The sequence below is a fragment of the Streptomyces sp. ID05-26A genome, from assembly GCF_033794685.1.
Taxonomy (GTDB): Bacteria; Actinomycetota; Actinomycetes; order Mycobacteriales; family Pseudonocardiaceae; genus Lentzea.
This window is the reverse complement of sequence record NZ_JARAYZ010000004.1, coordinates 483,784-506,346: the sequence shown is the minus strand read 5'-3', so window position 1 is coordinate 506,346 and position 22,563 is coordinate 483,784. Positions and strand designations below refer to the sequence as shown.

Below are 22,563 nucleotides of genomic sequence, written 5' to 3'. Positions count from 1 at the left end.
TGTCGCAGTGCGGTCCCGCCCGGATGCCTGGGTGCTTCCACGAGCGCGGTCGCTGCCGGGGACAATTGCTCCCGACCGTTCAGCTCCAGGAGGATTGTTGATCCACAAGTTCTCGGTTCGCTCCGCGGGGGTAGCGGAGCCCGACATCCGTGAGCTCGGCCGATCGTGGGGGCTCGACGACCTCGAGGTGTGGCGCGACTACTACGTCGAGTTCGTGGACGCGCCCGACGCCGCCGCGCTGGGCGAGGTGGCCGCTGTGCTCGGTGACCAACTCGACGTCGAGGTCTCGCTCGACCAGCCGTTGGACGCCGGGGCCGTGCAGGTCGCCTACAAGCGCGGTGTGGTCGACAACGAGAGCGACTCCATCATCACGGTGTGCGGGCTGCTCGGGGTGAAGGCACGGGCCGGCAAGGTCGCGACCAGTTACCGGTCGGCGTCGCCGCGGCTGCGGGACCTCATCCTCTCGACGCGGTTCAACGCGACGATCGAGGAGCTGCACGACGAGGAGCCGCGCTACGACACCCTCGTGCCGCAGGGGCACTACGACAAGGCCGCGCAGTTCGACCTTCGTGGGCTCGGTGACGACGAGCTGAAAGAACTCGGCACGGCCGGTGGGCGGAACCTGACGCTCGCGCAGATGAAGCACGTGCAGCACGTGCAGGTCACGTTGGGGGACGAGTTCGTCACCGACGTGCTGCTGGAGGCGCTGGACGCCCGGTGGAGCGACCACTGCGCGCACACCACGTGGAAGTCGCTGGGCAGCCTGCTCGGCCGGTTGATCCAGGCGGCCAAGGACGTCGACAACCCCAACGTGCTGAGCATGTTCCACGACAACGCGGGTGTCTGGGACTTCTACGACGGCCACGCGATCGCCATCAAGGCCGAGACGCACAACGGGCCGTCGGCCATCTCCGGCTACTTCGGACAGTTGACGAAGCTCGGTGGTGTGCTGCGGGACATCCTCGGGACCGGGCTGAGTGCGGACCCGATCGGCAGCTTCGAGTACACCGCGGTCGGCGAGCCCGAGGCGCCCGCGCCCATCCAGGGCCGGCCGGACGCGCGCAGGCTCGCCGGCGAGACGATCCGGGCGATCAAGGAGTACGGCAACACCTTCGGCGTGCCGATGATGTCGTCGCGCATGACGTTCCACCCGGCGTACCGCGCCAAGCCGTTCGCGCTCGGCGGCAGCATCGGGTTGCTGCCGGTGTCGGCGGCGCAGCGGGGGACGCCGCGGCCCGGTGACTTCGTTGTGCTGATCGGTGGCCTGACGGGCAACGAGGGCATCCACGGCGCGTCCGCCAGTTCCGCGGGCGCCACGATGGACACGACCGCCGTGCAGATCGGTGCGCCGCTGGAGCAGGTCAAGTTCCGCAAGGCGCTGATCGAACTCCGTGAAGAGGGCTGCATGAGCGCCCTCACCGACGTCGGTGGCGCGGGCCTGAACAGCGCGGTCGGCGAGATCGGCGAGGCCTGCGGTGTCTGGATCAACACCGCGCTGGTGCCGTTGAAGACGGCGGCGCTGCCGATGTGGCGGATCCTGCTGTCCGAGTCGCAGGAACGCATGCTGCTCGCCGTGCCGCCGGAGCACCAGGAGCGGGCGAAGAAGATCCTCGACCGCCACATGGTGCGGTCGACGGTCATCGGCCGGTTCGCGGACACGGGTCGCTACCACGTGTTCCACGCCCCGGACCTGACCGAACAGGCCCTCATCGCCGCCGCCCCGGACGCCGCTCCGGCGCACCAGGGCGAGACCGGGTTCGACGTGTCTTACGACCTGCTCGACATCGAGGTCGAACGGTTCGAGGTCGGCCCGCCGCCGCGTCCGTCCGACGTGGTCGAGTGGCCCGAGCTCGCGCCCACTCAGCTCGCCGGACTGCTGGAGGAGGTCGTCGCCGACGCGGAGGTGGCCTCGCAGCACTTCGCCGACTCGCAGTACGACTCCACGGTCCAGGGCAACACCTGGTACGGCCCGCACTACGGCACCGAGCACTCGGTCCGCACGGCCTACTGGGCCGGCACGCCGGTCACCGGTTCGCCCGCCGCGGCGGTGCTCAACACCGCGTTCAACCCGTGGATGTTCGACGCCGACCCGGTCGCCGCGACCCGTCAGATGTTCGTCGCGGCCATCGCGGGCCAGGTGCTCGCGGGTGCAGCGGTGAAGGACATCTGCATGTGCGACAACTTCTACACCCCGCACCTCTCGCCGCACTGGCGTGAGTGGCTGGTCGGCATGGTCGACGAGCTCGCGGTGCTGGTGCGCCACTTCGGCGTGCCGCTGATCTCGGGCAAGGACTCGTCTGCGGGCTCGGTGCAGACCGACGAGGGCCTGGTCAGCGTGCCGCCCGCGGTGTTCCTGAGCGCTCTGGGCAAGGTGCCGCACACCGACGGCCTGCTGCGCGAGCAGTGGACCACGGCGGGCAACGTGCTGGTCCAGATCGGCCTGCGCACGTCGTCCCCGGTCGGCACGGTCGCCGCGCGCAAGCTCGGCCTGCCGATCGGCGCGCTCGACGACCTGGAACTGTCCGATGTGGACAGCTACCTGACCGCGCTCGCCGCGAGCAGGCACCTGCTGCGCAGCGGTGCCCGCATCGGCGCCGGTGGTGTCGCGGCCACGCTCGCCCAGGGCGTGCTCGCGAGCGGCATCGGTGTGAAGCTGGAGTCGGGGACCACCGAGTCGCTCTTCGCCGAGCACCGCGTGGGCGCCGTCGTCGAGGTCGCCCCCGAGGACGTGGCCGCGCTGCCGGCCGAGCTCACCCCCGTCGTCCTCGGCACGCTCGAAGGAACGCTGGAGGGCACCGGCATCGTGCTCGAAGGCGTCGACCTGTTCGCCCCGGCCGCGCGCGACGGCTGGCTCAACTCGTTCACGGCGAGGATCGCATGAAGCCGACCGTCAACGTCCTGTACCTGCCCGGCACCAACTGCCAGGAGGAGACCGTCCGAGCGTTCGCCGAGGTGGGTGCGCAGCCGCGGATGAGGTTCGCGGCCGACCTGCTCGCGGGCACCGAACGGCTCGACGACGCCGACATCCTCTGCATTCCCGGAGGGTTCTCGTTCGGCGACCACCTCGGCGGTGGCGCGGTGGCGGCGGCGTTGCTGCGCAGCCACCTGGCGGACCAGTTCGAGGCGGCCCGCACGCGTCCGCTGATCGGCATCTGCAACGGCTTCCAGATCGCCGTGCGCGGAGGGTGCTTCGGCAAGGTGGGCCTGAAGGTCAACAGCGCCGGCACGTTCCACAACGAGGAGAACCAGCGGCACGTCGTCGACAGCGAGAACGACAGCCCGTGGCTCACCGGCCTGGGTGGTCAGACCCTCGCTTTCCCGTGCGCGCACGGGGAAGGCCGGTTCGACCCGGGCAGTGAGACCGAGGGGTACCGCGTCGCGCTGCGGTACGAGAAGGACTCCAACCCGGACGGGTCGTTCGAGGACGTCGCGGGCATCACGAGCGCCGACGGACTGGCGTTCGGCCTGATGGACCACCCGGAACGCGCGATGGACCGCGAGGTCCGGCTGGCGTTCTTCGAGAACGGCGTCCGCGCGGTCCGGTAGCGGCAGACCGGCTTGGTGCTGGCCCTACCGCGAGCGCGGGGGCCAGCGCCATGGCCGTGCCATGATCACCACGCCATCGTGGTGATCATGAAATCACTCCTGATCGCGGCGATGGTCGCGGTGACTCCTTTGCCGCCGCTGCAACCGGAACTGCTGCACGCGGCCATCGCCGACCTGGAGCACCCGGTGGTCACGTCGGCGCAGCTGAGGGTGGCGGGCCCAGCCGGTCGCTGGTACGGCGCGGAGGGCCTCGCGGACGGGCAGCGGGAGGTCCGCCCGGACGACAGGTTCCGGATCGGCAGCGTCACCAAGGTGTTCGTGGCGACGGTCGCGCTGCAACTGGTGGCGGAGCGCAGACTCAGCCTGGACACCAAGGTCCGGCACTACTTCCCCGACCTGCCGGAGACCATCGACGCGGTGACCGTCGGGCAGTTGCTGAACCACACCAGCGGAATCCCCAACGAGGTCGGCTACCCGGACCTGAGCACGCCGGAGAAGGTCCTCGCGCACCGCTACGACCAGTGGACGCCCGAGCAGCTCCGCGCGCTGGTCCCCGCCACCACGCCCAAGTTCGACGCCGGCACCAAGCAGGAGTACCGGGGCATCAACTACCTGCTCGCCACCATGGTCATCGAGAAGATCACCGGCCGTGATCTGGCGCTGGACGTGGAAAAGCGCATCACCCGGCCGCTCGGCCTCACCAAGACCTACGTGCCGGCCCGCACCGAGACCAGGATCCGCGGCGCGCACGTCCACGGTTACCTGACCGTCTCGGGGCAGAGGGTCGACGTCAGCGACTTCAGCACGTCGAGGGCCCACGGCGAGGGAGACATGATCTCCACGACCGGTGACCTCACCCGGTTCAGCAAGGCGCTCTTCAGCGGACGCCTGCTGCCAGAAGCGTTGCTGGACAAGATGTTCACCCTGCCGAAGGTGTCCATGCTGGACGGTCAACCCGCCTCCTACGCCACGGGGCTGCAGACCTTCACCATCAACGGCATCCAGGTCTGGGGCAAGACGGGGGAGTGGCACGGCTACGCGGCGGGTGTGTTCTCGACCAGGGACCAGCAGCGGCGCATCGCCTACTCGTTCACGCCGACCGTGCGCGACGCGACGCAGCAGCAGATGACGCTGCGCATCGCGAACGCCGTGACTAGCCCCTGAGCCGGTCGGCCTTGATGCCGTACTGCGCCATCTTGCGGTAGATCGTCGCCCGCCCGATGCCGAGCTCGGCGGACGCCCGCGCGATCGTCGCGCCCGGCTCGGTCAGGCAGCGCACGATCTCGTCGCGCTCCAGAGCCTGCAGCCTGCTCAGCCGGTGGCCGACGCCGGTGAACACCTCGGCGGGCAGGTGCTGCACGTCGATCACGTCCGACCGGGCGGCGGCGACGCGCACCACCTGGCGCAACTGCCTGGTGTTCTCCGGCCACTCGTAGGACAGCAACGCGCGCACGGCGGCCGAGGTGAACGTGACCTCACGGCCTCGGTCGCGGTGCGCGAAGTAGTGGGCCAGCGGCAGGACGTCGTCGGGGCGGAAACGCAGTGCCGGGGCCTCCACGACCACGTCGACCAACGGTGCCAGCGCCTCGGGCAGGGCGTCCGTCGAGGTCAGCGCGAACCCCGTGAGCAGCGGGGCCAGGGACGAGGCCGCCCACGCGGGCAACGCGTCCACGTCCGAGACGACGACGCACGTGTCGGCCTTGCCCAGTTCCGGGGTCCACAGCCGCAGCCACGAGCCGACGTCGTCCGGAGCCGGGGGACGGGCGTTGAGCAGGCGTTCCCGCGGACGGACGGTGCGGCGGGCGAGGGTCGCGAGCGCGGTCTTGCCCGCTCCCGGCTCGCCGACGACGGCCACGACCCGGTCGTTCCGCATCGCGTCGACCGCCGTGGCCACCGCGGACGTCCACGCCGCGGACAGCCGGGGTGGCTCCACCCGGTCGGCGTAGACGCGGAACACCTCGCCGCGCGGCGCCGGACGGGCCTTGCGGCCGGAGGCGCGGGCCAGCATCAACGCCGCCGTGTTGCCCGCCGCGGCCTGGGCCAGCGCCAGGAGCAGGTCGGACGACTGGTCGGACCAGGTCGTGAGGTTCACGCTGCCGGCCAGGGCGCCGGACACCGGGTCGAGCACCGGCACCGCCGCGCACGTGTAGCCGCGCAGGCCCGTGCAGTAGTGCTCGTCGGCCCTGACCAGCGACGCGGTGCGGTCGGCGAGGGCGAGGCCCAGGCCGTTCGTGCCGGCGTTGGTCTCGGCGAAGTAGAAGCCGGGTGCCAGGTAGACGCGGTCGAGCGAGCGGACGATGCCGGGGTCCGTGCACAGCCTGGTCAGCACCAGGCCCTCGCTGTCGGTGATCATCAGGCTGATGGGCTCGTTGGACAACGTGGCGTGCAGCCCGCGCAGGACCTCGTGGCCGCACTCGTAGAACAACGACGTCGTGTCGACCGTGCCGGTGAAGACGGGCCGAACCTCGTCCTCGGGCACGCCGTAGCCCTCGCTGCGCAGCCACGACGCCCGAAGGCGCTGCGGGATCGCGGCCAGCCGCCGGTCGTCCACGTCGACCTCCTCGTCGCCCGTCCGGACCCCAGAGTACGACCCCCGGGTTCGTGAGCAGGGGTACCGGATGTCTCAAAGTGAGACACCGGGCACCTCCCTGAGCTGCGGCGATCTTCCTACGGTCGTCCCCACCACCACAGGAGGCGGCCATGTACTCGAAGGACGGCGAGAACTACTTCATCGTCGACGCGCACGTCGCGCTCTGGGACGCCCGCCCGGAGAACCAGCGCAACATCCACGGCAAGCAGTTCATCGACTGCTTCTACGACTACCACCGCAACCTCTCGCCGGAGGAGGAGGTCTGGTCGTACGAGGAGTACCTGTACCAGGGCGGCGAACGCCTGATGAAGGACCTGTTCGACGACGGGTACGTGGACCACGCGATCTTCCAGCCCGCGCACCTGGGTGCCTTCTACCACAACGGTTTCGGGCAGACCGAGGAAGCGTTCGCGCTCACCTCCAAGCACCCCGACAAGCTGACCTACAACCACTGCTGGGACCCGCGCCGTGAGCAGAAGGGGCTCGACGAGCTCAAGCGCGACGCGGAACGGTTCGGGCTCAAGGGCGTGAAGCTCTACACCGCCGAGTGGTACGGCGACTCGCGCGGCTACCGGCTCGACGACCCGTGGAGCTACCGGTACCTGGAGACCGCGCAGGAGCTGGGCATCCGCAACATCCACATCCACAAGGGGCCCACGATCCGGCCGCTGGACCGCGACGCGTTCGAGGTGGCCGACGTCGACCACGCGGCCACGGACTTCCCCGAGCTGAACTTCGTCGTGGAGCACTGCGGATTGCCGCGCCTGGAGGACTTCTGCTGGATCGCCACGCAGGAACCGAACGTGCACGCGGGCCTCGCGGTCGCCATGCCGTTCATCCACACCCGGCCGCGCTACTTCGCGCAGATCATCGGCGAGCTGCTGTACTGGCTGAACGAGGACCGGATCCAGTTCTCCAGCGACTACGCCCTGTGGACGCCGCGCTGGCTGGTCGAGCGGTTCGTCGACTTCCAGATCCCCGCCGACATGACCGAGTACGCGCCGCTCACCGTGGCACAGAAGAAGAAGATCCTCGGTCTCAACGCGGCCCGCATGTACGACATCCCGGTGCCCACCGGTCTCGACGTCGCCCCGGTCGAGCAGGAGGCGGTGTCGGTCGCATGATCGAGGCGGCCGTGTACAAGGCGCTCGACGAGGTCATGGACCCCGAGCTGGACGAGCCCATCACCACGCTCGGGTTCGTCCGGTCGGTGGCGCTGGACGGCGACGTGCTCACCGTCCACTTGCGACTGCCGACCGCGTTCTGCTCGCCGAACTTCGCGTACCTCATGGCATCGGACGCCAAGGACGTGTTGCGCGGTCTCGCGAGGCACGTGCTCGTGGTGCTGGACGACCACCACGACTCGGACGTGATCAATCGCGGGGTCGCCGCCGACGCAGGGTTCGTCGGCACGTACGGCGAGGAGGCGTCCCGTGATCTCGAGGAACTGCGGCTGACGTTCCAGCGCAAGGCCCACGCGGCGGCGATGGAACGGGCGGTGCGCACCGTGCCGCTGGAACGCCTGAGGTCGTTGAGGCTGCAGGACCTTCCCGCCGCCAAGGCCACGGAGGCGTTGCGGCGCAGGCGGTCCGCGCTTGGTTTCGACACCGCACCGGACGCGCTGGTGCTCGTCGACGACAACGGCGTGCCGCTGCCACCGGGCGACCTGCCGCTGCGCCTGCGGTTCGCGAGGTCGGTCGGCATTTCCATCGAGGGCAACGCGCACTTCTGCCGTGGTCTGCTCCGCACCCGTTACGCAATGGAGGGAACGTCATGAGGGCCGTGCAGGTAGTCGGCTACCACAAGCCGTTGGAGCTCATCGAGGTCCAGGAGCCTGAGGTGACCGGCCCGTTCGACGTGGTCGTGCGCATCGGCGGTGCGGGCGTCTGCCGCACGGACCTGCACATCCTCGAAGGGCAGTGGGCGGAGAAGTCCGGTGTCACGCTGCCGTACACGATCGGCCACGAGAACGCCGGCTGGGTGCACGCGGTCGGCGCGGCCGTCACGAACGTCGCGGAGGGCGACAAGGTGATCGTGCACCCGCTGATCACGTGCGGCCTGTGCCGGGCCTGCCGCAGCGGTGACGACGTGCACTGCGCCGCCTCGCAGTTCCCCGGCATCGACACCGCCGGTGGCTACGCGGAGTACCTGAAGACCTCGGCGCGCAGCGTGGTGAAGATCGACGACGCGCTCGAACCCTCCGACGTGGCCGCGCTCGCCGACGCGGGCCTCACGGCGTACCACGCGGCGGCCAAGGCGGCGCGCAGGCTGCGGCCGGGGGACCGGTGCGTGGTGATCGGCGCGGGCGGCCTCGGCCACATCGGCGTGCAGGTGCTCAAGGCGCTGACCGCGGCCGAGATCGTCGTCGTGGACCGCAACCCGGACGCGGTGAAGCTCGTCGAGACCATCGGCGCCGACCACGGCGTCGTCGCGGACGGCTCGCACGTCGCGGCGGTGCTGGACCTCACCGGTGGGTACGGCGCCGAAACGGTGATCGACTTCGTCGGTGAGGGCGGCGCGACGAAGGACGGCGTGGCGATGCTGCGCAGGGCGGGCGACTACCACGTCGTCGGCTATGGCGAGAACATCGACGTGCCCACGATCGACATCATCTCCACCGAGATCAACCTGATCGGCAACCTCGTCGGCTCCTACACCGACCTGTGCGAGCTGATGGTGCTGGCGGCACAGGGCAAGGTCAGGCTGCACACCCAGAAGTACCCACTGGACCGGTTCCAGGACGCCATCGACGACCTCGACGGCGGGCGGGTGCGGGGCAGGGCGATCCTCACGCCCTGACCGGGGGAAACTCGTTCGGGCTGTAACGTCCTGCCCCGCCTCGCGGATGAACGGGCCATGAGTTTGGTGACGGTCCAGGGCGACAACGTCCGGTTCACCGAGACGGTGTCCCGTGTCGCCAAGACGTTGAGTCCGCTCGGACCCCTCGGGCGGTACATCGCCGAGTCGCACGCGCTCAACACCGAGATGCGGCGGGTCGAGTCGGAGTCCTCGGAACGCAAGGAGATCGTCCTGGCGCTGCTCGGCCAGCGGCGCCAGGAGTCCTCCAGCACGTTGCGTCACGCGCGCAAGCACCTCGGCGGCGTGGAGAAGAACGCCGTGGCGATGCGCGAGTGCCTGCTCGAGATGCAGCGCAAGGCGGTGAAACCGGGACTGCCGCTGGAAGAACGCCAGATGTACATCGACCTCACCGAGCGCCTCACCACCCTGCTCGTCCAGCAGCACAAGGACCTCGGCGACGACGTCACGGCGGTCGTCGACAGGGTCCTCAACGGCGGGGGTGCGCGGGACGTCGCGGCTGCGGCGGGAGTCGAGCGGCGGCGCGGCAAGGGCCGGCGGAGGTAGGGGCACCGGGTCGTGGCGAAGAACGACAGGTCCGCACTCGGGTGCGGCCTCCTGCTGATCGTCCCGGTCGTCCTGTGGCTCCTGGTCCGGTACCTGCTGTCGGCCGCGGCCGTGGCGCACATCGTGTTCGGCGACCGGCCGGACCAGGCGCACCGGCTGACCGACAACCTCTGGGGCACGGCCATTTCCGTGCCGCTGGCCATGGTGCTGGTCCGGTGCGTGCTGCACCGCGACGGAAGGCTGCGCCGCGACTCGACCTGGCCGCGGCGCTGGTTCGGGATCCTGCTGCGGGCCGTGGTGCTGCTCTGCGCCGTGAACCTCGTCGCCTACCAGGCGCTCGCACTCTCCGCGCCGCTTGGCCGTCCGTCCGAGGTGATCACCGACTACGTCTGGCCCGCCCTCTGGAAGTCGGGGCTGACCGCGATCGTCGTGCTGATCGTGATGAGGTTGTGGGACAGGCACTCCTGGCGGCTGCCGACGCGGGGCAACCTGCGCCGGGCGGTCCAGGAGGCCGACACCGTCATAGCCGAGGTCAGGGCCGCGAACCAGCGGGTGGCGCAGCAGACGGAGCACGTGCGCACGCGCCTGCGGATGATGCGGGAGGCCGGGCCGCGCGGTCTCGCGCACGCGCCCAGGGGATCGGGGCTCGAGTTCCCGGTCTTGTGCGGAGACCACCGCGAGTCCTACCAGTGCGCCGATCTCGAGTACGGCAGGTACGAGTCCGCGCAGACGTCCCTGCACCGGGTGGAGTACCTGGCCCGCAGAACGCGGAAGGCGTCGTCGTGGTTGAAGCGCGAAGGCGTCCAGGCCGAGATGCAGGCACTCGCCACGCACCTGGAAGGGCAGCGGGACGTGCTGAAGGTGGACGTCGACCAGGGGTTCAACGCGGTCCGCGGCCTCAACATCGGCACCGCCGACCTCAAGTACGAGATCCGGGACACCTGCGGCCCGCAGGGACAGCAGTGGTACGCCGAGCTGGAAGCGCGCATCGACAAGGCACGGGCGGCACGCGGCGAGAGTCCGCTGCACTGAAACCCCCTCGCATCAAGGAGAGTGCTGTGACGTCGTCGGACGGGTGGCGCCGGTGAGCCGCAACCAGCGCGGCGGTGGTGGCGGCGGCTGCGCGATCGCGTTCTTCGCCCTGTTCCTCGCCATGCCGGCGGCGATCGTCCTGGCGGCACCGGCGGTCGCGACGCGCATCGTCCTCGACGGCGTCCCCGGCCACGCGGTCCACCTGCACGAGTGGCTCTGGGGCTCGCTGGCGGCCGTGCCGTTGGCGATGTTGCTGACCAGGTTCGCGTTGCACCGCAACGGCCGGCTGCGCGGTTCGCCACCGCTGAAGCGCTGGTCCGGCCTGCTCCTGCGCGGCCTGGTGCTGCTGGCCGCCGTGAACACCTACGTGTTCCTGGGCAAGAAGCCGTCGCTGCCCGGCGAGCACGTCGTCGACGACGGCACCTCGCTCTTCGGCAGCGCGGCGACGGCCGCGGTGCTCGTCCTGGTCGCGATGAGGCTCTGGGACCGCCGCGCCCGCCGGGTCACGGTCGAGGAGGTCCGCGCCGCGGCGGCGGAGGCGGACCGCGCGCTCGAGCGCGTCCGGGCCGAGAACGCCAAGGTGCGCCGCCAGGCCGAGCGGGTGCGGGCACGGCTCGTGAAGCTGCGGGCGAGGAACACGGCCGACGGCGAGGTGAAGTTCCACGCCCTGCGCCTGTTCCACCGCGAGTCCTACCAGTGCGCCGACACCGCGCACCTCAACTACGAGTCCACGCAGGCCTCCCTGCACACCATGTCGTTCCTGGCCCGCCGGGCACGGGTCGCACCGCGTCAGCTGATGGTGAGCAGACAGGCCCGAGCTGAGATGCGGGCCGCCGCGGCGCACCTGGAGAGGTCGCGGGGCGAGTTGCGGACACAGGTCGACCACGGTCTGGAACAGGTCCGCACGCTCAACGCCAACACCTACGAGCTCAAGCACGAGATCCGGGACAGTTGCGGCACGGAAGGCCGGCAGTGGTTCGCGGATCTGGAAGCACGCATCGAACAGGCGCGGGCGGAACGCGGCCAGCGGTCGTACCACTGACTTTCCTCGCGCGGGCAGAACGAAACGGGGAATCGCGGAACGGAACGGGAGAGGGCGCGCGCGGACAGAAAACAGACAAGAACGTGTAGATGCTTTGCGTACTGATGGATTCAACCGGGTTGACTGAACCGGCGTCTTACGGCCAAGTGTGGCGGAGGCCACTATGGAGGCGCTCGCCGTGCCGGTGTCCGCCGACGCGGTGGCCGGGGTGCGGGCCCCTGGGCGTTTCGCGCGGTGGTCGGGGCCGGATCCGCGCTCGCCGCGGCGATGACCAGCGGAATTGACGTGTTCTTGATGACGAGGGCGGGGCGCCTTGATCGTCATGCGAATATCGGAATAAGTGTCGGTAACGGATAGCGACGATTGGTTGCGCTCCGCGCCCGCTTAGGAGACGCCGTGCGCCCGTGTCAAGTTCACGCTGAATAGCCACTGCGTTTCCACAGTTCTGTTGCCATAAGCCCAGCTAGGCATCCTTTCGCCCGCTCGGTCAGTCTGACCCGCCCTGGCCTGCGAGAGCGTGTTCATCCATGACAACGAGGGACACCGAACCGAGGTTCGGGGGTGTTGCGTTGCGCATCCGACTGAGTACTCTGCTCTCACCCCCTCAAGATCATCGCTGTTGGTCATGTTGATCATGTGGTGTTATCTTTCCGTCGCCAATTCGGGTGGTCGTGGAGCGTTGTGAAGCTGAAGAACGTGCCTGAGACGAATTACAAGACAATTCGTTCTCGGCTCACTGGTGTCGTGGTGGTTCCCAGCGTCGTCCTTCTGGCCATGTGGGCGCTGTTCTCGTCCTACACGGTGTTCGAGGGTCTCTACCTCCAGCTGGTCGCCTCCGGTGTGCGGGACGCTTCGATCCCCGCCGTCCAGTCCTTCGCGTCGCTGCAGAAGGAACGCGAGCTCAGCATGACGAACCTGAGCCGTCCCGGTGCGAACGCGTCGGCGTTGCTCAAGCAGCAGCAGGACACCGACAAGGACGTCGAGAAGATGAAGACGGCGTTCGCGGAGCTCGCCTCCCAGGCGCCGCAGGAGATCGTCGACGGCATCAACAAGCTCAACGGGCTGCTGGACCAGCTGCCCGACCAGCGTGAGCGCCTGGAGGCGGGCAACTCGTCCAAGGACGAGGTCTACCGCTACTACAACAGCGTGCTCGACGCCGGTGGATCGCTCTTCGGCACGCAGGCCCGCGTCGTGCCGGACGCCGAGACCGTCCAGGGCGCGATCGGCGCGGTGCAGTACTTCCAGGCCTCCGACGCGGCCTCGCGGTCGAGCTCGATCGCCGCCGGCGCCATCGCGGCCGGCCGGTTCACGCCCGAGGAGCACCGCGAGTTCGTCCAGCTCGTCGGCGCGTACCACTTCACGCTCAACGTCATCGAGCCCACCGCCCTGCAGAACGTGCGCGACCACTACAAGCAGCTCACCGGCAGCGCGCCGTACCAGCAGCTGGTCGGCCTCGAGAACCGCCTGCTGCAGAACGCGGAACGGCCCATCGGGCAGCAGGTCTCGCTGACCGACTGGGAGAACACCAGCCGCGCGGTGTCGGCCGAGCTCACCACGCTGGTGCAGGAGCAGTCCACCGGCGCCGTGAACACCGCCATGGCGAACGGCAAGGAGAAGTTCACCACCGTCCTCATCGGCAGCCTGATCGCCCTGATCGCGGTCATCGCCGGCATCTTCGTCGCGGTGCGCGTGTCGAACCGCCTCGTCAACAAGGCGTTGATCGTCCGCCTGATCAGCCTGAAGAGCGACTCGCTCAAGCTCGCCCACGAGCGGCTGCCGAGCATCGTGGAACGGCTGCGCGAGGGCAAGCACGTCGACGTCGCCGCCGAGGTCCCCGCGCTCGACTACGGCAACGACGAGATCGGCCAGGTGGCCGACGCGTTCAACGCCGCGCAGTACACCGCCGTCGCTGCGGCCGTGAAGGAGTCGCAGACCCGTGAAGGCGTGAACCGGGTCTTCCTCGACATCGCGCGCCGCAACCAGGGTCTGGTGCACCGCCAGCTCAAGATCCTCGACAAGCTGGAGCGCGAGGAGGAGAACCCCGACCACCTCGACGCGTTCTTCCAGCTCGACCACCTCGCCACCCGCGCGCGCCGCAACGCCGAGAACCTGATCATCCTCACCGGTGAGCAGCCGGGCCGGCAGTGGCGCAAGCCCGTGCGCATGCTCGACGTCGTGCGCGCCGCCGTCGCGGAGACCGAGCAGTACGCCCGCGTGAAGGTGCACCCGGTGCCCGAGGTCGCGCTGGTCGGCGCCGCCGTCGCCGACACGATCCACCTGATCGCCGAGCTCGTCGACAACGCGACCTCGTTCTCCTCGCCGCGCTCGCAGGTCGAGATCCACAGCAGCGAGGTGCCGCAGGGCCTCGTCATCGAGATCGAGGACCACGGCCTCGGCATCAAGCCGGAGGACCGCGAGCAGCACAACAAGATGCTGGAGGCACCGCCCGACTTCGAGGCGATGCGGCTGCGCGGCGAGTCCCGCCTGGGCCTGTTCGTCGTCGCCCGGCTGGCCGCACGCCGCCACGTCCACGTCGAGCTGCGCGACTGCCCGTCCGGCGGCACCATCGCGCTGGTCCTGATCCCGTCCGAGCTGATCGTCGGCGAGGCGGGCGCGGCCGACCCCGCGGACGCCGTGCAGATGCCGAAGCCGACGTTCCGCCAGCAGACGCTGCAGCAGGCCTCGCGCTCCCCGGAGGCACTGGGGGCCGCCGTGCCGATGCAGGGCGAACTGACGCACGACTCCCTGCCGCCCGAGAGGCCCACCGAGACCTTCCAGCTGGACGAGTTCTGGGCCGGGAGGGCAGTGGGAAACGGCCGGAGCCCGGACCCGGAAAGGGATCTGGACAGCAACAGCGGGCAGCTCGAACTGCCCCGGGACGACCGCCAGGGCGGCGCGTGGCCGACCGCCGACCCGGCGGAAGGTGAGGCGACGACGCGTCAGAACGGACGGCCGGAGCTACCGCGCCGGAGGCGGCAGCAGCACCTCGTACCCCAGCTGGCCAACGACGAACTCCGGCCGATGCCCGAACTCGCGGAGTTCAACCCCGAGGAACGGGCGGAACGCACCCGCGACGGCATGTCCGCCTTCCAGCAGGGCACGCGTGACGCCCGCCAGGCCGACGACGTCGTGGAACCGTGATCACGAATACTGAAAGGGCTATTTCCGTGGACGACCTGACCGGCGGGCACCCCGAGCTCAACTGGCTGCTGGAGGACCTCGTCGCGAGAGTGGTCGGTGCCCGGCACGCGGTGGTGCTCTCCGCGGACGGCCTGCTGCTCGCCCACTCTCCCGAGCTGTCCAAGGACGACTCCGACCACCTCTCGGCGATGGCGTCCGCGTTCCAGAGCCTCGCTCGTGGCACCGGACGGCACTTCGGAGGTGGACAGGTCCGCCAGACCATCGTCGAGATGGAGCGCGCGCACCTGTTCGTCACCGCGGCGGGACAGGGCGCCTGTCTCGCGGTGGTGGGCGACGAGGACGCCGACATGGGCATGATCGCGTACGAGATGAACATGCTCGTGAAGCGCGTCGGCGCGTACCTGTCGTCCGCGCCGAGAACACTGGCGTCACCGAGGATGCCCAACCCCCTCGGCCTGTCATGAGCAACTCCTCGGACTGGTGGTACGACGAGGCGGCGGGCCCCATGGTCCGCCCCTACGCGATGGTGAACGGCCGCACCAGGCCCAAGCCCGCCGGCGAGGACCTGACGCTGACGACCCAGGTCCGGGCGCTGCGCACGACGACGGACCAGGGCACGCTGTCGGTGGAGCACCTGGAGATCATCAAGCTCTGCCGGAAACCGCTTTCCGTAGCGGAGGTCGCCGCCTACCTGCACGCACCGCTCGTCGTGGTGAAGGTGCTCCTGAGCGACCTCATCCAGCGCGGTGACGTCATCACCAGCGGCCCGGCCACCACGGTGGCCCCGGTCGACATGAACCTACTCCAGAAGGTGCTCGATGGTGTCCGTGCAATCTGACCGCCCGGGTTCCGGGCAGGGCAAGGAAGAGCTCCTCGTCCCGTCGTCCGTCAAGATCGTCGTCGCCGGTGGTTTCGGCGTCGGCAAGACGACGATGGTCGGCGCGGTCAGCGAGATCACCCCGTTGCGGACCGAGGAACTCCTCACCGAGGCCGGCGAGGAGATCGACGACCTCTACGGCGTCGAGGGCAAGACCACCACCACGGTCGCCCTGGACTTCGGCCGCATCACGATCAACCCCGAACTGGTCCTCTACCTCTTCGGCACACCGGGCCAGGACCGCTTCTGGTTCCTGTGGGACGAACTGGCGATCGGCTCGATCGGCGCCGTCGTCCTGGTCGACACCCGCAGGCTCGACGCGGGCTTCGGCGCGATCGACTTCTTCGAGCGCCGCGGTATCCCGTTCGTCGTGGCCGTGAACTGCTTCCAGGGCAGCCACTCCTACACGGCGGAGGAGATGCGCGTGGCACTCGACGTCTCCGAGTCCGTGCCGCTGCTGCTGTGCGACGCGCGCGACCGCGAGTCGTGCAAGAAGGTGCTCGTCAGCGTCATCGAGCACGCGATGAACAAGCTCGACGTGATGGCCTGAGACACGCTCTCACGGAAGCCCTTGGCGTTGTGCGCCAAGGGCTTCCCGCGTTCTCAGGGCTTGACCTGCTCCAGGCGGCAGCGGAACGGCCGCAGCATCACCGGCGCCTCCGTGAGCCGGTAACCGGGCACCCGCTCGGGGTTCTTGGCGATCCCCGCGAGCGTCTCGGCCACGTACTCCAGGTGGCTGCGCGTGTAGACGCGCCGCGGGATCGCGAGCCGCACCAGTTCGAACGGCGCCGGCGTGAGCAGCTCACCGGACTCGTTGATCTCGCCGAGGTAGAGCGAACCCAGTTCGGCACACCGGATCCCGCCCGCGAGGTACAGCTCCGACGCGAGGGCGTGGCCGGTGAACCGGCTCGACGGGATGTGCGGCAACAGCCTGCCCGCGTTGAGGTACACCGCGTGCACACCGGCCGGGCGGACGCTGTCCACGCCCGCCTGCCGTGCGCACTCGGCCAGGTACGCGGTGGCGTCGGCGCGCTCGCGCAGGTACAGCGGGTCGGTGACCTCCATCAGGCCCTGCGCGCACATGTCGAGGTCACGCCCGGAGAGTCCGCCGTAGGTGCGGAAGCCCTCGGTGGCGATCAGCAGGAGTTCGCACTGCTTGGCCAACTCGGTGTCCCGCAGCGCGAGCATCCCTCCGATGTGGACGATGCCGTCCTTCTTCAGGCTCACCACGCACCCGTCGGCCATGCCGAACGCCAGCTTCGCGACCTCGCGCGGGGTGTGGTCGCGGTACTTCTTCTCCCGCTGCGTCACCAGCCACGCGTTCTCGGCGAACCGTGCCGCGTCCAGGAAGAACGGCACCCCGTACTTGCGGCACAACTTCTTCACGGCCTTGAGGTTCGCCATCGAGACCGGCTGCCCGCCGCCACCGTTGTTGGTGATCGTCATGAGCACCAGGCCGACGTCCTCCGGCCCGTCCAGCACTGCTTCGAGCGCGACGAGGTCGATGTCGCCCTTGAAGTCCGCGTCGCTGTCGAGGTCGGCCGCCTCGCGGCACGGCAGGTCCCGCACCACGCCGCCCACCAGTTCGACGTTCGCGCGCGTGGTGTCGAAGTGGGTGTTGCCCACCGAGAGCTGTCCCGGCTTCAGCAGCGCGCCGAACAGGATGCGCTCCGCCGCCCGGCCCTGGTGCACCGGGAAGATGTGCTGGTACCCGGTGAGTTCCTCGGCCACCTCGCGGAACCGGAACCAGGACCGGGCCCCGGCGTAGGTCTCGTCGCCGCGCATGCCGGCGGCCTGCTGCTCCGCGGACAACGCGCCGGTGCCGGAGTCGCTCAGCAGGTCGATCGTGACGTCGTCCGCCGTGAGGTTGAACTGGTTGCAGCCGGCCTCGGCGTAGCGGCGCTCCCGGTAGTCGCGGGTGGTGATGGGGATGGGTTCGACGACCTTGATGCGGTACGGCTCCACGGCGGTGGCCTTTCTGGCGGTGCGGTGAACGTGGTGCGGCTAGGGCCTGTGTCGAAGCCCGGTTCGATGAGGGGCGCGCTTGAGGTGGTTCCTGGTGGTGCGGCCGGACGGGCCGCGTACCGGTGTTGTACGTGGGCCGTCCGGTCGTGCCGCCAGGGGCCGCCTCGGGCCCGGCTGTCGCGAACCGGGCTTCGACGCAGGCCCTACACGAGCAGTGCCTTGCTGCGCGGCGGCGTGACGTCGTACGCCTCCGAGGACAGGTAGACCGACACCCCGGGCTTCGGGTTGCCGAGCCGGAGCGACACGTGGGCGATCAGTCCCACCCCGTCGCTCAGGGGCCGTCGCACGAGGCTGGCGAGCGCCATCACGAACGGCGACGTGTCGAGCCCGCACCGAGCCATGATCGCCAGCACGCGCTCGCAGGCCTCCAGGTCGTCCTCCACGTAGTCGCGCAGCGGCATGTAGAGGGAGTAGCCACTGGGCCGGTCCGTGTCGCCGGCCATGAACGTGTAGCTCGACATCATCGGGCGGCGGGTGAACGGGCCGGTGCCACCGCAGGCGATCGCGCAGACGTCCGCCAGTAGATCCGGGTCGACGTCGAGGGCCGCCGCCGAGGCGTGCACCACGTCCGCGACCATCGCGTCGTCGTGCGACACGTACGTCTTCACGCGCGCCCGGTTCTCGTCCATGAGGTCGAGGGCGAAGAAGGAGAACTTGTCCAGTCCCTCGCGCCGCAGGGCGTGCTCGGTGATGGCGGGGAGCGCGCTGCTCAGGCCGAGCCGGGACAACGCCTCGGTGACCAGGCCCGTGCCGTGTTCGGGCCCGCGCACCTCGGGGTTGAGGTAGACCTTGATCGCGGGCGCCCCCGAGGGCTGGACGATCAACGCGTACCAGAGCGCGAACGCGCCCTGCGGGTCGTCCGGCAGGAACAGGTCGCGCACCAGGTCGAACTTGTCCCGCCGCAGCCGGTACTGCTCCGCGAGCCGCTCGAGCACCGCGAGCGAGGTGGCGAGGTTGGCGCTGCTGCCGGGCTGCTCGGCGAGTGACTCCACGATCATCCGCACGGCGGGGCGTTCGTTTTGGGCCAAAGCCACCGAGAATTCGACCGGGGTGTGGTCGTCGGCGACGGAAGAGGGCCAATGGGGAGTGGCGGAGAGAGGTAAGCGGGCACCCGGTCCCAATGCCTCACCCAGCAGTTTTGTCGCGGTATTGGCGGCGTCCGCTAAACCGACCGCGCGCAGGAGGTTGTGAAGTTGTCCAATGGCGAAATCGTGCATGGAGACGGCGGACGCGCTCAAGACGGGGCCACTCCTGATCGGACGGGGAATCAGGTCGGGTTGCAATCCTGACGGGGTGGAATCGCAACGTGAATTCTCTCAATAAGCCACATGTCCAGGTCAAGGGCCAAGGGGGTTGCGTGCAACACTCTGCGCTGTGATGAAGATTGCACCACCCGGTCTATTGACTTGACCGTTTTCGACTGACGTCCCGTGCAATTGCGTCTGCGTGGACGGGTGTGCTATGCGCGCCGGGTATTGGTGTCGCAGAGTAAGGTTTGTGCGATTAGTGGCCGTCGTGGTAATGCGCCCGCAACGTGACCGTTTGTCCCGGTACAAAAGAAAAACGGGGGTGTTCGCCGCGGCGAACACCCCCCGTTCGGGGCTTGCAGAAAAGGCTCTCAGCCGTTCGACTTCGCGCAGCGCGCTTTGCCGGGACAGCTGCGGATCATGCGCACCGACGGTGCCTCGTCGATCGTGGCCGGCGGGTTCACCGCCCCCTTCGGCCACTGCACGGAGATCGCGATCGACGCCGCGTTGTTGTCGTAGTTCTTCTCCAGCAGCGCCCGGTCGGAGTTCACGACGTTCACGACGTCGTACACACCGGACTTCACGTGGGTGAGGTCGAGCCACTGGAAGTCGACCTCGTACTTGTAGTCGTCACCGGAGCCGACCGAGATGCCGAACACGACGTCCAAGGCGGACGGGTTGTGGTGCTCGCACATGTGGCCGTCCAGGCGCTTCGCGAGCTGACCCGCCGGGGTCGCGGGATCGGTCGGCCGGTGCGGGAGGTCGTCGAAGACCTCGTAGCGGTCGCCGAGGCAGAAACCGTTCTTGCGGTCCGTCACGACCACGCTGCCGTCGGGGTTGCGCAGCTGGAAGTACTCGAAGTTGAGCAGGTGCCAGTGCGTGTGCGTGGGCGCGGGCTCGTAGTACGCGCTCGACTTCGTCTCGCGGCGGGCCTCGTTGTACGACCCGGCGATCGAACCGTCCACACCGGACTGAATGGCCTGGCGGACGTTCATCGTCGGCGTGGAGGTGTTGTCCCGGTGCGCGTGCAGCAGCAACGGGCCGTCGCCCACGTTGTCGATCGAGGTGGTGAACCGCAGGCGCACGGCCTGGGCGGCACCGCCGCGGTTCATGCACTTGCCGCGCGGCGCGGACGCGTCCTCGACGAGGCACACGTCCCAGGCCCGGCACAGGAGCGGGGAGCCGTCGTGCCCGCCGGGACAGCCGATGGGCGCCTGGCGGAGATCCGGCAGCAGCGGCGCGGGATCGGCCTGGACGTGCTGTGAGGAGACGAGGTTGACCGCGGTGATCGTGAGTGCTGCGATCACCGCGCCGATTCTGCTGAGCATGCGGTGTTCTCCTGGGTCGTGGACCTCCTGGCGTCGCGCAGGAGGGAGGCGGTCACCGAGTTGGACAGCTCGACGCTCGAGTTCCAGCTGGTGACGTTCGGGTAGACGTGGGCCGTCGTGGCGAGCCGCAGCCGGGTGCCGGGGACCTCGGTGGCGGGTCGCTTCGCGAGATATCCCAGCGGGTACACCGGTTCGACGAACGGCGCCTTGAACACGCGCACCTCGTCGACGTCGTCCGGCGTGAGTCCGTCGTGGATGCTCAGCAGCTGCTCGGTCCAGCGGCGGGCGATGCTGTCGGAGTCCTCGCGGTACAGCGCGGAGTCGCGGCCGGTGTAGTGCATGACGTACACCAGGTGGCGGTCGCCGTAGCGCTCCGAACCGGTCAGCGGGGTCATCTCGATCACGCCGTCGAAGTCCGTGCCCGAGCGCAGCACCGGCGCCCAGTAGTGCCCGGACAACGGCTTGCGCAGGAAGAACAACGTGTTGACGACGCCCTGGTACGGCAGCTGCACGTCGGGCAGCAGCGGCGCGAGGGCGGTGTCCGCGATGGTCCGCAACGCCGGCAGCGGGAGCGTGGAGACCGCGTGGTCCGCCTCGATCGTCTCGCCACCGGCCAGCGTGACGACCACCCGGTCCTCGTCGGCTTCGAGCCGCGCGGCGGGCGCCGAAGTGCGGACCTCGCCGCCGTGCGCCTCGATGGACGCCCTCAACGCGTCGATCACGCTCTTGTAGCCACCGGCGGGGTAACCGCGGACGGCCTCGTTGCTCTCGCGGCCCAGGCGCTGCCACACGTACAGCGCGGGCACGTCGCCGAACGCGGCGCCGAACTTCGCGCCGAACATCGGGGCGAGCAGCATCTCCCAGATCCGGTCGCCGTACAGGCCGCGCAACCAGTCCTCGGTGCGCATGCCGTCGAGGTCCTTGCCCTTGCCCAACCGGCGCAGCAGCAACGAGATCACGCCGAAGCGGATCCGGTTCACGAGGCTCAGCGGCCGGAACCGCAGCAGGTCGAGCGCCGAGTTGAACGAGCGGTGCTCGCCGTCGACGACCATGCCCATCGAGGTGGGGTTCCAGCCGATGCTCTCGCGCAGGCCGACCTCGTCGAGCAACGCCAGCAACGCGTCGTCGGTCGGCATCACGCAGTGGTAGAAGCGTTCCACCGTGCGGCCCTGCGAGGTGAAGAACGTGCCGAGGCCGCCGAGTTGGTCGCTGGCTTCGAGCAGCGTCACGGCCAGGCCCTCGCGGGCGAGGCGGTGCGCGGTGGCGAGGCCGCAGATGCCCCCGCCGATGACGACGACGCGCTGGGGCATCAGAGCTTCCGGAACGGCACGGGCGCGAGGCGGTCACGCGTGAGCAGGAGCAGGTACTGCTTGAGCGTGCGGCCGAGCCGGAGCTTGCTGGCGCCGGGCTTGCGGTCGTAGCGCAGGTGCAGCGGGATCTCGCTGACGATCGGCCCGCAGTGCCGCAGCTTGAGCAGGAGCTCGACCATGCAGGCGAACCCGCGTTCCTCGACCAGGCGCTCGCCCCAGTGCGCGGCGGCCCGGCGCAGCAGGCTCACCCGGTACGCGCGGAAACCGCTGGTGAAGTCGCGGACCCCGTCGAAGTGCAGCACCTTGCCGAACACGACGCGGGCGCCGCGCGACAGCAACCGGCGCCACTGCGGCGCGGTCGAGTCGTCGCCGCCCGCGACGAAACGGGAGCAGATCACGACGTCCGCGCCGGCCTTGACCTCGGCCAGCATGGCGGCGAAGACGCCGGGGTCGTGCGTGTCGTCGGCGTCCATGACGATCAGCACGTCGTCGGTCTCCGCCTCGTCGAGCGCGGCCATCAGTCCTGATTGGACGGCCTGGCCGAGCCCGAGGTTGACCGGGTGGGTCACCAGCCGGACGTCGAGCCCGCGCACGCCCTTGGTGGCGGCACCGGTGCCGTCGGACGAGCCGTCGTCGACCACCCACACCGTGATCCGGTCGGCGAGGTCGGTGCCGGCGATGCGCGCCAGCAGGGACGGCAGCGCCACGGCCTCGTTGTAGGCGGGCAGGACGACGTGGACATCGCCGCACGTGCGGATCGGCTTCTGCACGATCGCGACCGGTTCACCGGCGGAATGCCGGATGCCGTGTTCGTCGACTCTCACTCTGACGCCCCCTCTTCGGTGGCTCGTGGTTGATGGCGAGAATTATTGACACGGCGTGCTAAAGCTTTGAGTGCGGCCCTGGGTGAGTTCAGGGCAGGAACAGCGTCGAAACCTCACCAACTGCGGTCACGCGGGACACTGAAGAGGGAATATTGATACCCGAAGAGATGATTTCTCAGAGTTCATTCACTCTTTCGTGCGCTCCTGCGACCACAACTCCTTCGATCGGATGATCTTC

19 protein-coding genes are annotated in these 22,563 nt (G+C 69.3%); 13 read left to right on the top strand and 6 right to left on the bottom strand.

Annotated elements, in window-relative coordinates; all coding sequences use genetic code 11:
* Positions 1-97: 97 nt before the first annotated feature.
* The 3 genes from PV646_RS33595 to PV646_RS33585 all read left to right on the top strand — a co-directional run bounded on the left by PV646_RS33595 (position 98) and on the right by PV646_RS33585 (position 4,710).
* Positions 98-2,881, top strand: a complete 2,784-nt coding sequence (locus PV646_RS33595) for an AIR synthase-related protein (protein ID WP_500346322.1) — start codon at positions 98-100, stop codon at positions 2,879-2,881.
* On the top strand, positions 2,878-3,546 hold the full coding sequence (locus PV646_RS33590; protein ID WP_500346321.1) for a phosphoribosylformylglycinamidine synthase subunit PurQ: 669 nt from the start codon (positions 2,878-2,880) through the stop codon (positions 3,544-3,546). The genes PV646_RS33595 and PV646_RS33590 overlap by 4 nt, the downstream gene beginning before the upstream one ends.
* 87 nt (positions 3,547-3,633) lie before the next feature.
* Entirely contained in the window at positions 3,634-4,710 is a 1,077-nt protein-coding gene (locus tag PV646_RS33585) for a serine hydrolase domain-containing protein (protein WP_500346320.1), read from the top strand.
* On the opposite strand, the gene PV646_RS33580 is transcribed toward PV646_RS33585, so the two are convergent.
* The gene (locus PV646_RS33580) at positions 4,700-6,097 is read right to left on the bottom strand and encodes an AAA-type ATPase lid domain-containing protein (RefSeq protein ID WP_500346319.1); all 1,398 of its coding nucleotides are present in this window, start codon (positions 6,095-6,097) and stop codon (positions 4,700-4,702) included. The two genes, PV646_RS33585 and PV646_RS33580, sit on opposite strands and share 11 nt — an antisense overlap.
* A 149-nt stretch (positions 6,098-6,246) precedes the next feature.
* Between PV646_RS33580 and PV646_RS33575 the strand changes: the two genes are divergently transcribed.
* The 10 genes from PV646_RS33575 to PV646_RS33530 all read left to right on the top strand — a co-directional run bounded on the left by PV646_RS33575 (position 6,247) and on the right by PV646_RS33530 (position 16,141).
* Positions 6,247-7,260 (top strand): amidohydrolase family protein, encoded by a 1,014-nt coding sequence (locus tag PV646_RS33575; RefSeq protein ID WP_500346318.1) that lies wholly within the window; start codon positions 6,247-6,249, stop codon positions 7,258-7,260.
* Positions 7,257-7,913, top strand: coding sequence for an iron-sulfur cluster assembly protein (locus PV646_RS33570; protein WP_500346317.1), 657 nt, complete (start codon positions 7,257-7,259; stop codon positions 7,911-7,913). Before PV646_RS33575 ends, PV646_RS33570 begins: the two co-directional genes overlap by 4 nt.
* The gene (locus tag PV646_RS33565; RefSeq protein WP_500346316.1) at positions 7,910-8,935 is read left to right on the top strand and encodes an NAD(P)-dependent alcohol dehydrogenase; all 1,026 of its coding nucleotides are present in this window, start codon (positions 7,910-7,912) and stop codon (positions 8,933-8,935) included. The genes PV646_RS33570 and PV646_RS33565 overlap by 4 nt, the downstream gene beginning before the upstream one ends.
* Before the next feature lie 57 nt (positions 8,936-8,992).
* Positions 8,993-9,499 carry a hypothetical protein gene (locus tag PV646_RS33560; protein WP_500346315.1) on the top strand — a complete coding sequence of 169 codons (507 nt, stop codon included), beginning with the start codon at positions 8,993-8,995 and terminating at the stop codon, positions 9,497-9,499.
* A gap of 12 nt (positions 9,500-9,511) precedes the next feature.
* Positions 9,512-10,531: a hypothetical protein gene (locus PV646_RS33555; protein WP_500346314.1), complete on the top strand. Its 1,020-nt coding sequence runs from the start codon at positions 9,512-9,514 to the stop codon at positions 10,529-10,531.
* Between the two features lie 52 nt (positions 10,532-10,583).
* Positions 10,584-11,573 (top strand): hypothetical protein, encoded by a 990-nt coding sequence (locus tag PV646_RS33550; protein WP_500346313.1) that lies wholly within the window; start codon positions 10,584-10,586, stop codon positions 11,571-11,573.
* Between the two features lie 744 nt (positions 11,574-12,317).
* Positions 12,318-14,714: a sensor histidine kinase gene (locus PV646_RS33545; protein WP_500346312.1), complete on the top strand. Its 2,397-nt coding sequence runs from the start codon at positions 12,318-12,320 to the stop codon at positions 14,712-14,714.
* Between the two features lie 26 nt (positions 14,715-14,740).
* The gene (locus PV646_RS33540; protein WP_030475700.1) at positions 14,741-15,178 is read left to right on the top strand and encodes a roadblock/LC7 domain-containing protein; all 438 of its coding nucleotides are present in this window, start codon (positions 14,741-14,743) and stop codon (positions 15,176-15,178) included.
* Positions 15,175-15,552, top strand: coding sequence for a DUF742 domain-containing protein (locus PV646_RS33535; RefSeq protein ID WP_500346311.1), 378 nt, complete (start codon positions 15,175-15,177; stop codon positions 15,550-15,552). The genes PV646_RS33540 and PV646_RS33535 overlap by 4 nt, the downstream gene beginning before the upstream one ends.
* Positions 15,533-16,141, top strand: coding sequence for a GTP-binding protein (locus tag PV646_RS33530; RefSeq protein ID WP_500346310.1), 609 nt, complete (start codon positions 15,533-15,535; stop codon positions 16,139-16,141). The genes PV646_RS33535 and PV646_RS33530 overlap by 20 nt, the downstream gene beginning before the upstream one ends.
* A 53-nt stretch (positions 16,142-16,194) precedes the next feature.
* On the opposite strand, the gene PV646_RS33525 is transcribed toward PV646_RS33530, so the two are convergent.
* The 5 genes from PV646_RS33525 to PV646_RS33505 all read right to left on the bottom strand — a co-directional run bounded on the left by PV646_RS33525 (position 16,195) and on the right by PV646_RS33505 (position 22,325).
* Positions 16,195-17,556, bottom strand: a complete 1,362-nt coding sequence (locus tag PV646_RS33525) for a tryptophanase (RefSeq protein ID WP_500346309.1) — start codon at positions 17,554-17,556, stop codon at positions 16,195-16,197.
* A gap of 203 nt (positions 17,557-17,759) precedes the next feature.
* Positions 17,760-18,833 carry a tryptophan dimethylallyltransferase family protein gene (locus PV646_RS33520; protein WP_500346517.1) on the bottom strand — a complete coding sequence of 358 codons (1,074 nt, stop codon included), beginning with the start codon at positions 18,831-18,833 and terminating at the stop codon, positions 17,760-17,762.
* 401 nt (positions 18,834-19,234) lie between these two features.
* Entirely contained in the window at positions 19,235-20,191 is a 957-nt protein-coding gene (locus PV646_RS33515; protein WP_500346308.1) for a lysyl oxidase family protein, read from the bottom strand.
* Positions 20,167-21,501, bottom strand: a complete 1,335-nt coding sequence (locus PV646_RS33510; protein WP_500346307.1) for an NAD(P)/FAD-dependent oxidoreductase — start codon at positions 21,499-21,501, stop codon at positions 20,167-20,169. The genes PV646_RS33515 and PV646_RS33510 overlap by 25 nt, the downstream gene beginning before the upstream one ends.
* On the bottom strand, positions 21,501-22,325 hold the full coding sequence (locus PV646_RS33505; protein ID WP_500346306.1) for a glycosyltransferase: 825 nt from the start codon (positions 22,323-22,325) through the stop codon (positions 21,501-21,503). Before PV646_RS33505 ends, PV646_RS33510 begins: the two co-directional genes overlap by 1 nt.
* Between the last annotated feature and the right edge of the window lie 238 nt (positions 22,326-22,563).

Coding starts and splice junctions, on each gene's coding strand:
- PV646_RS33590 (WP_500346321.1), top strand. CDS start 2,878: ATGAAGCCGACCGTCAACGTCCTGTACCTGCCCGGCACCAACTGCCAG.
- PV646_RS33585 (WP_500346320.1), top strand. CDS start 3,634: ATGAAATCACTCCTGATCGCGGCGATGGTCGCGGTGACTCCTTTGCCG.
- PV646_RS33575 (WP_500346318.1), top strand. CDS start 6,247: ATGTACTCGAAGGACGGCGAGAACTACTTCATCGTCGACGCGCACGTC.
- PV646_RS33570 (WP_500346317.1), top strand. CDS start 7,257: ATGATCGAGGCGGCCGTGTACAAGGCGCTCGACGAGGTCATGGACCCC.
- PV646_RS33565 (WP_500346316.1), top strand. CDS start 7,910: ATGAGGGCCGTGCAGGTAGTCGGCTACCACAAGCCGTTGGAGCTCATC.
- PV646_RS33560 (WP_500346315.1), top strand. CDS start 8,993: ATGAGTTTGGTGACGGTCCAGGGCGACAACGTCCGGTTCACCGAGACG.
- PV646_RS33535 (WP_500346311.1), top strand. CDS start 15,175: ATGAGCAACTCCTCGGACTGGTGGTACGACGAGGCGGCGGGCCCCATG.
- PV646_RS33530 (WP_500346310.1), top strand. CDS start 15,533: ATGGTGTCCGTGCAATCTGACCGCCCGGGTTCCGGGCAGGGCAAGGAA.
- PV646_RS33520 (WP_500346517.1), bottom strand. CDS start 18,833: ATGCACGATTTCGCCATTGGACAACTTCACAACCTCCTGCGCGCGGTC.
- PV646_RS33515 (WP_500346308.1), bottom strand. CDS start 20,191: ATGCTCAGCAGAATCGGCGCGGTGATCGCAGCACTCACGATCACCGCG.
- PV646_RS33510 (WP_500346307.1), bottom strand. CDS start 21,501: ATGCCCCAGCGCGTCGTCGTCATCGGCGGGGGCATCTGCGGCCTCGCC.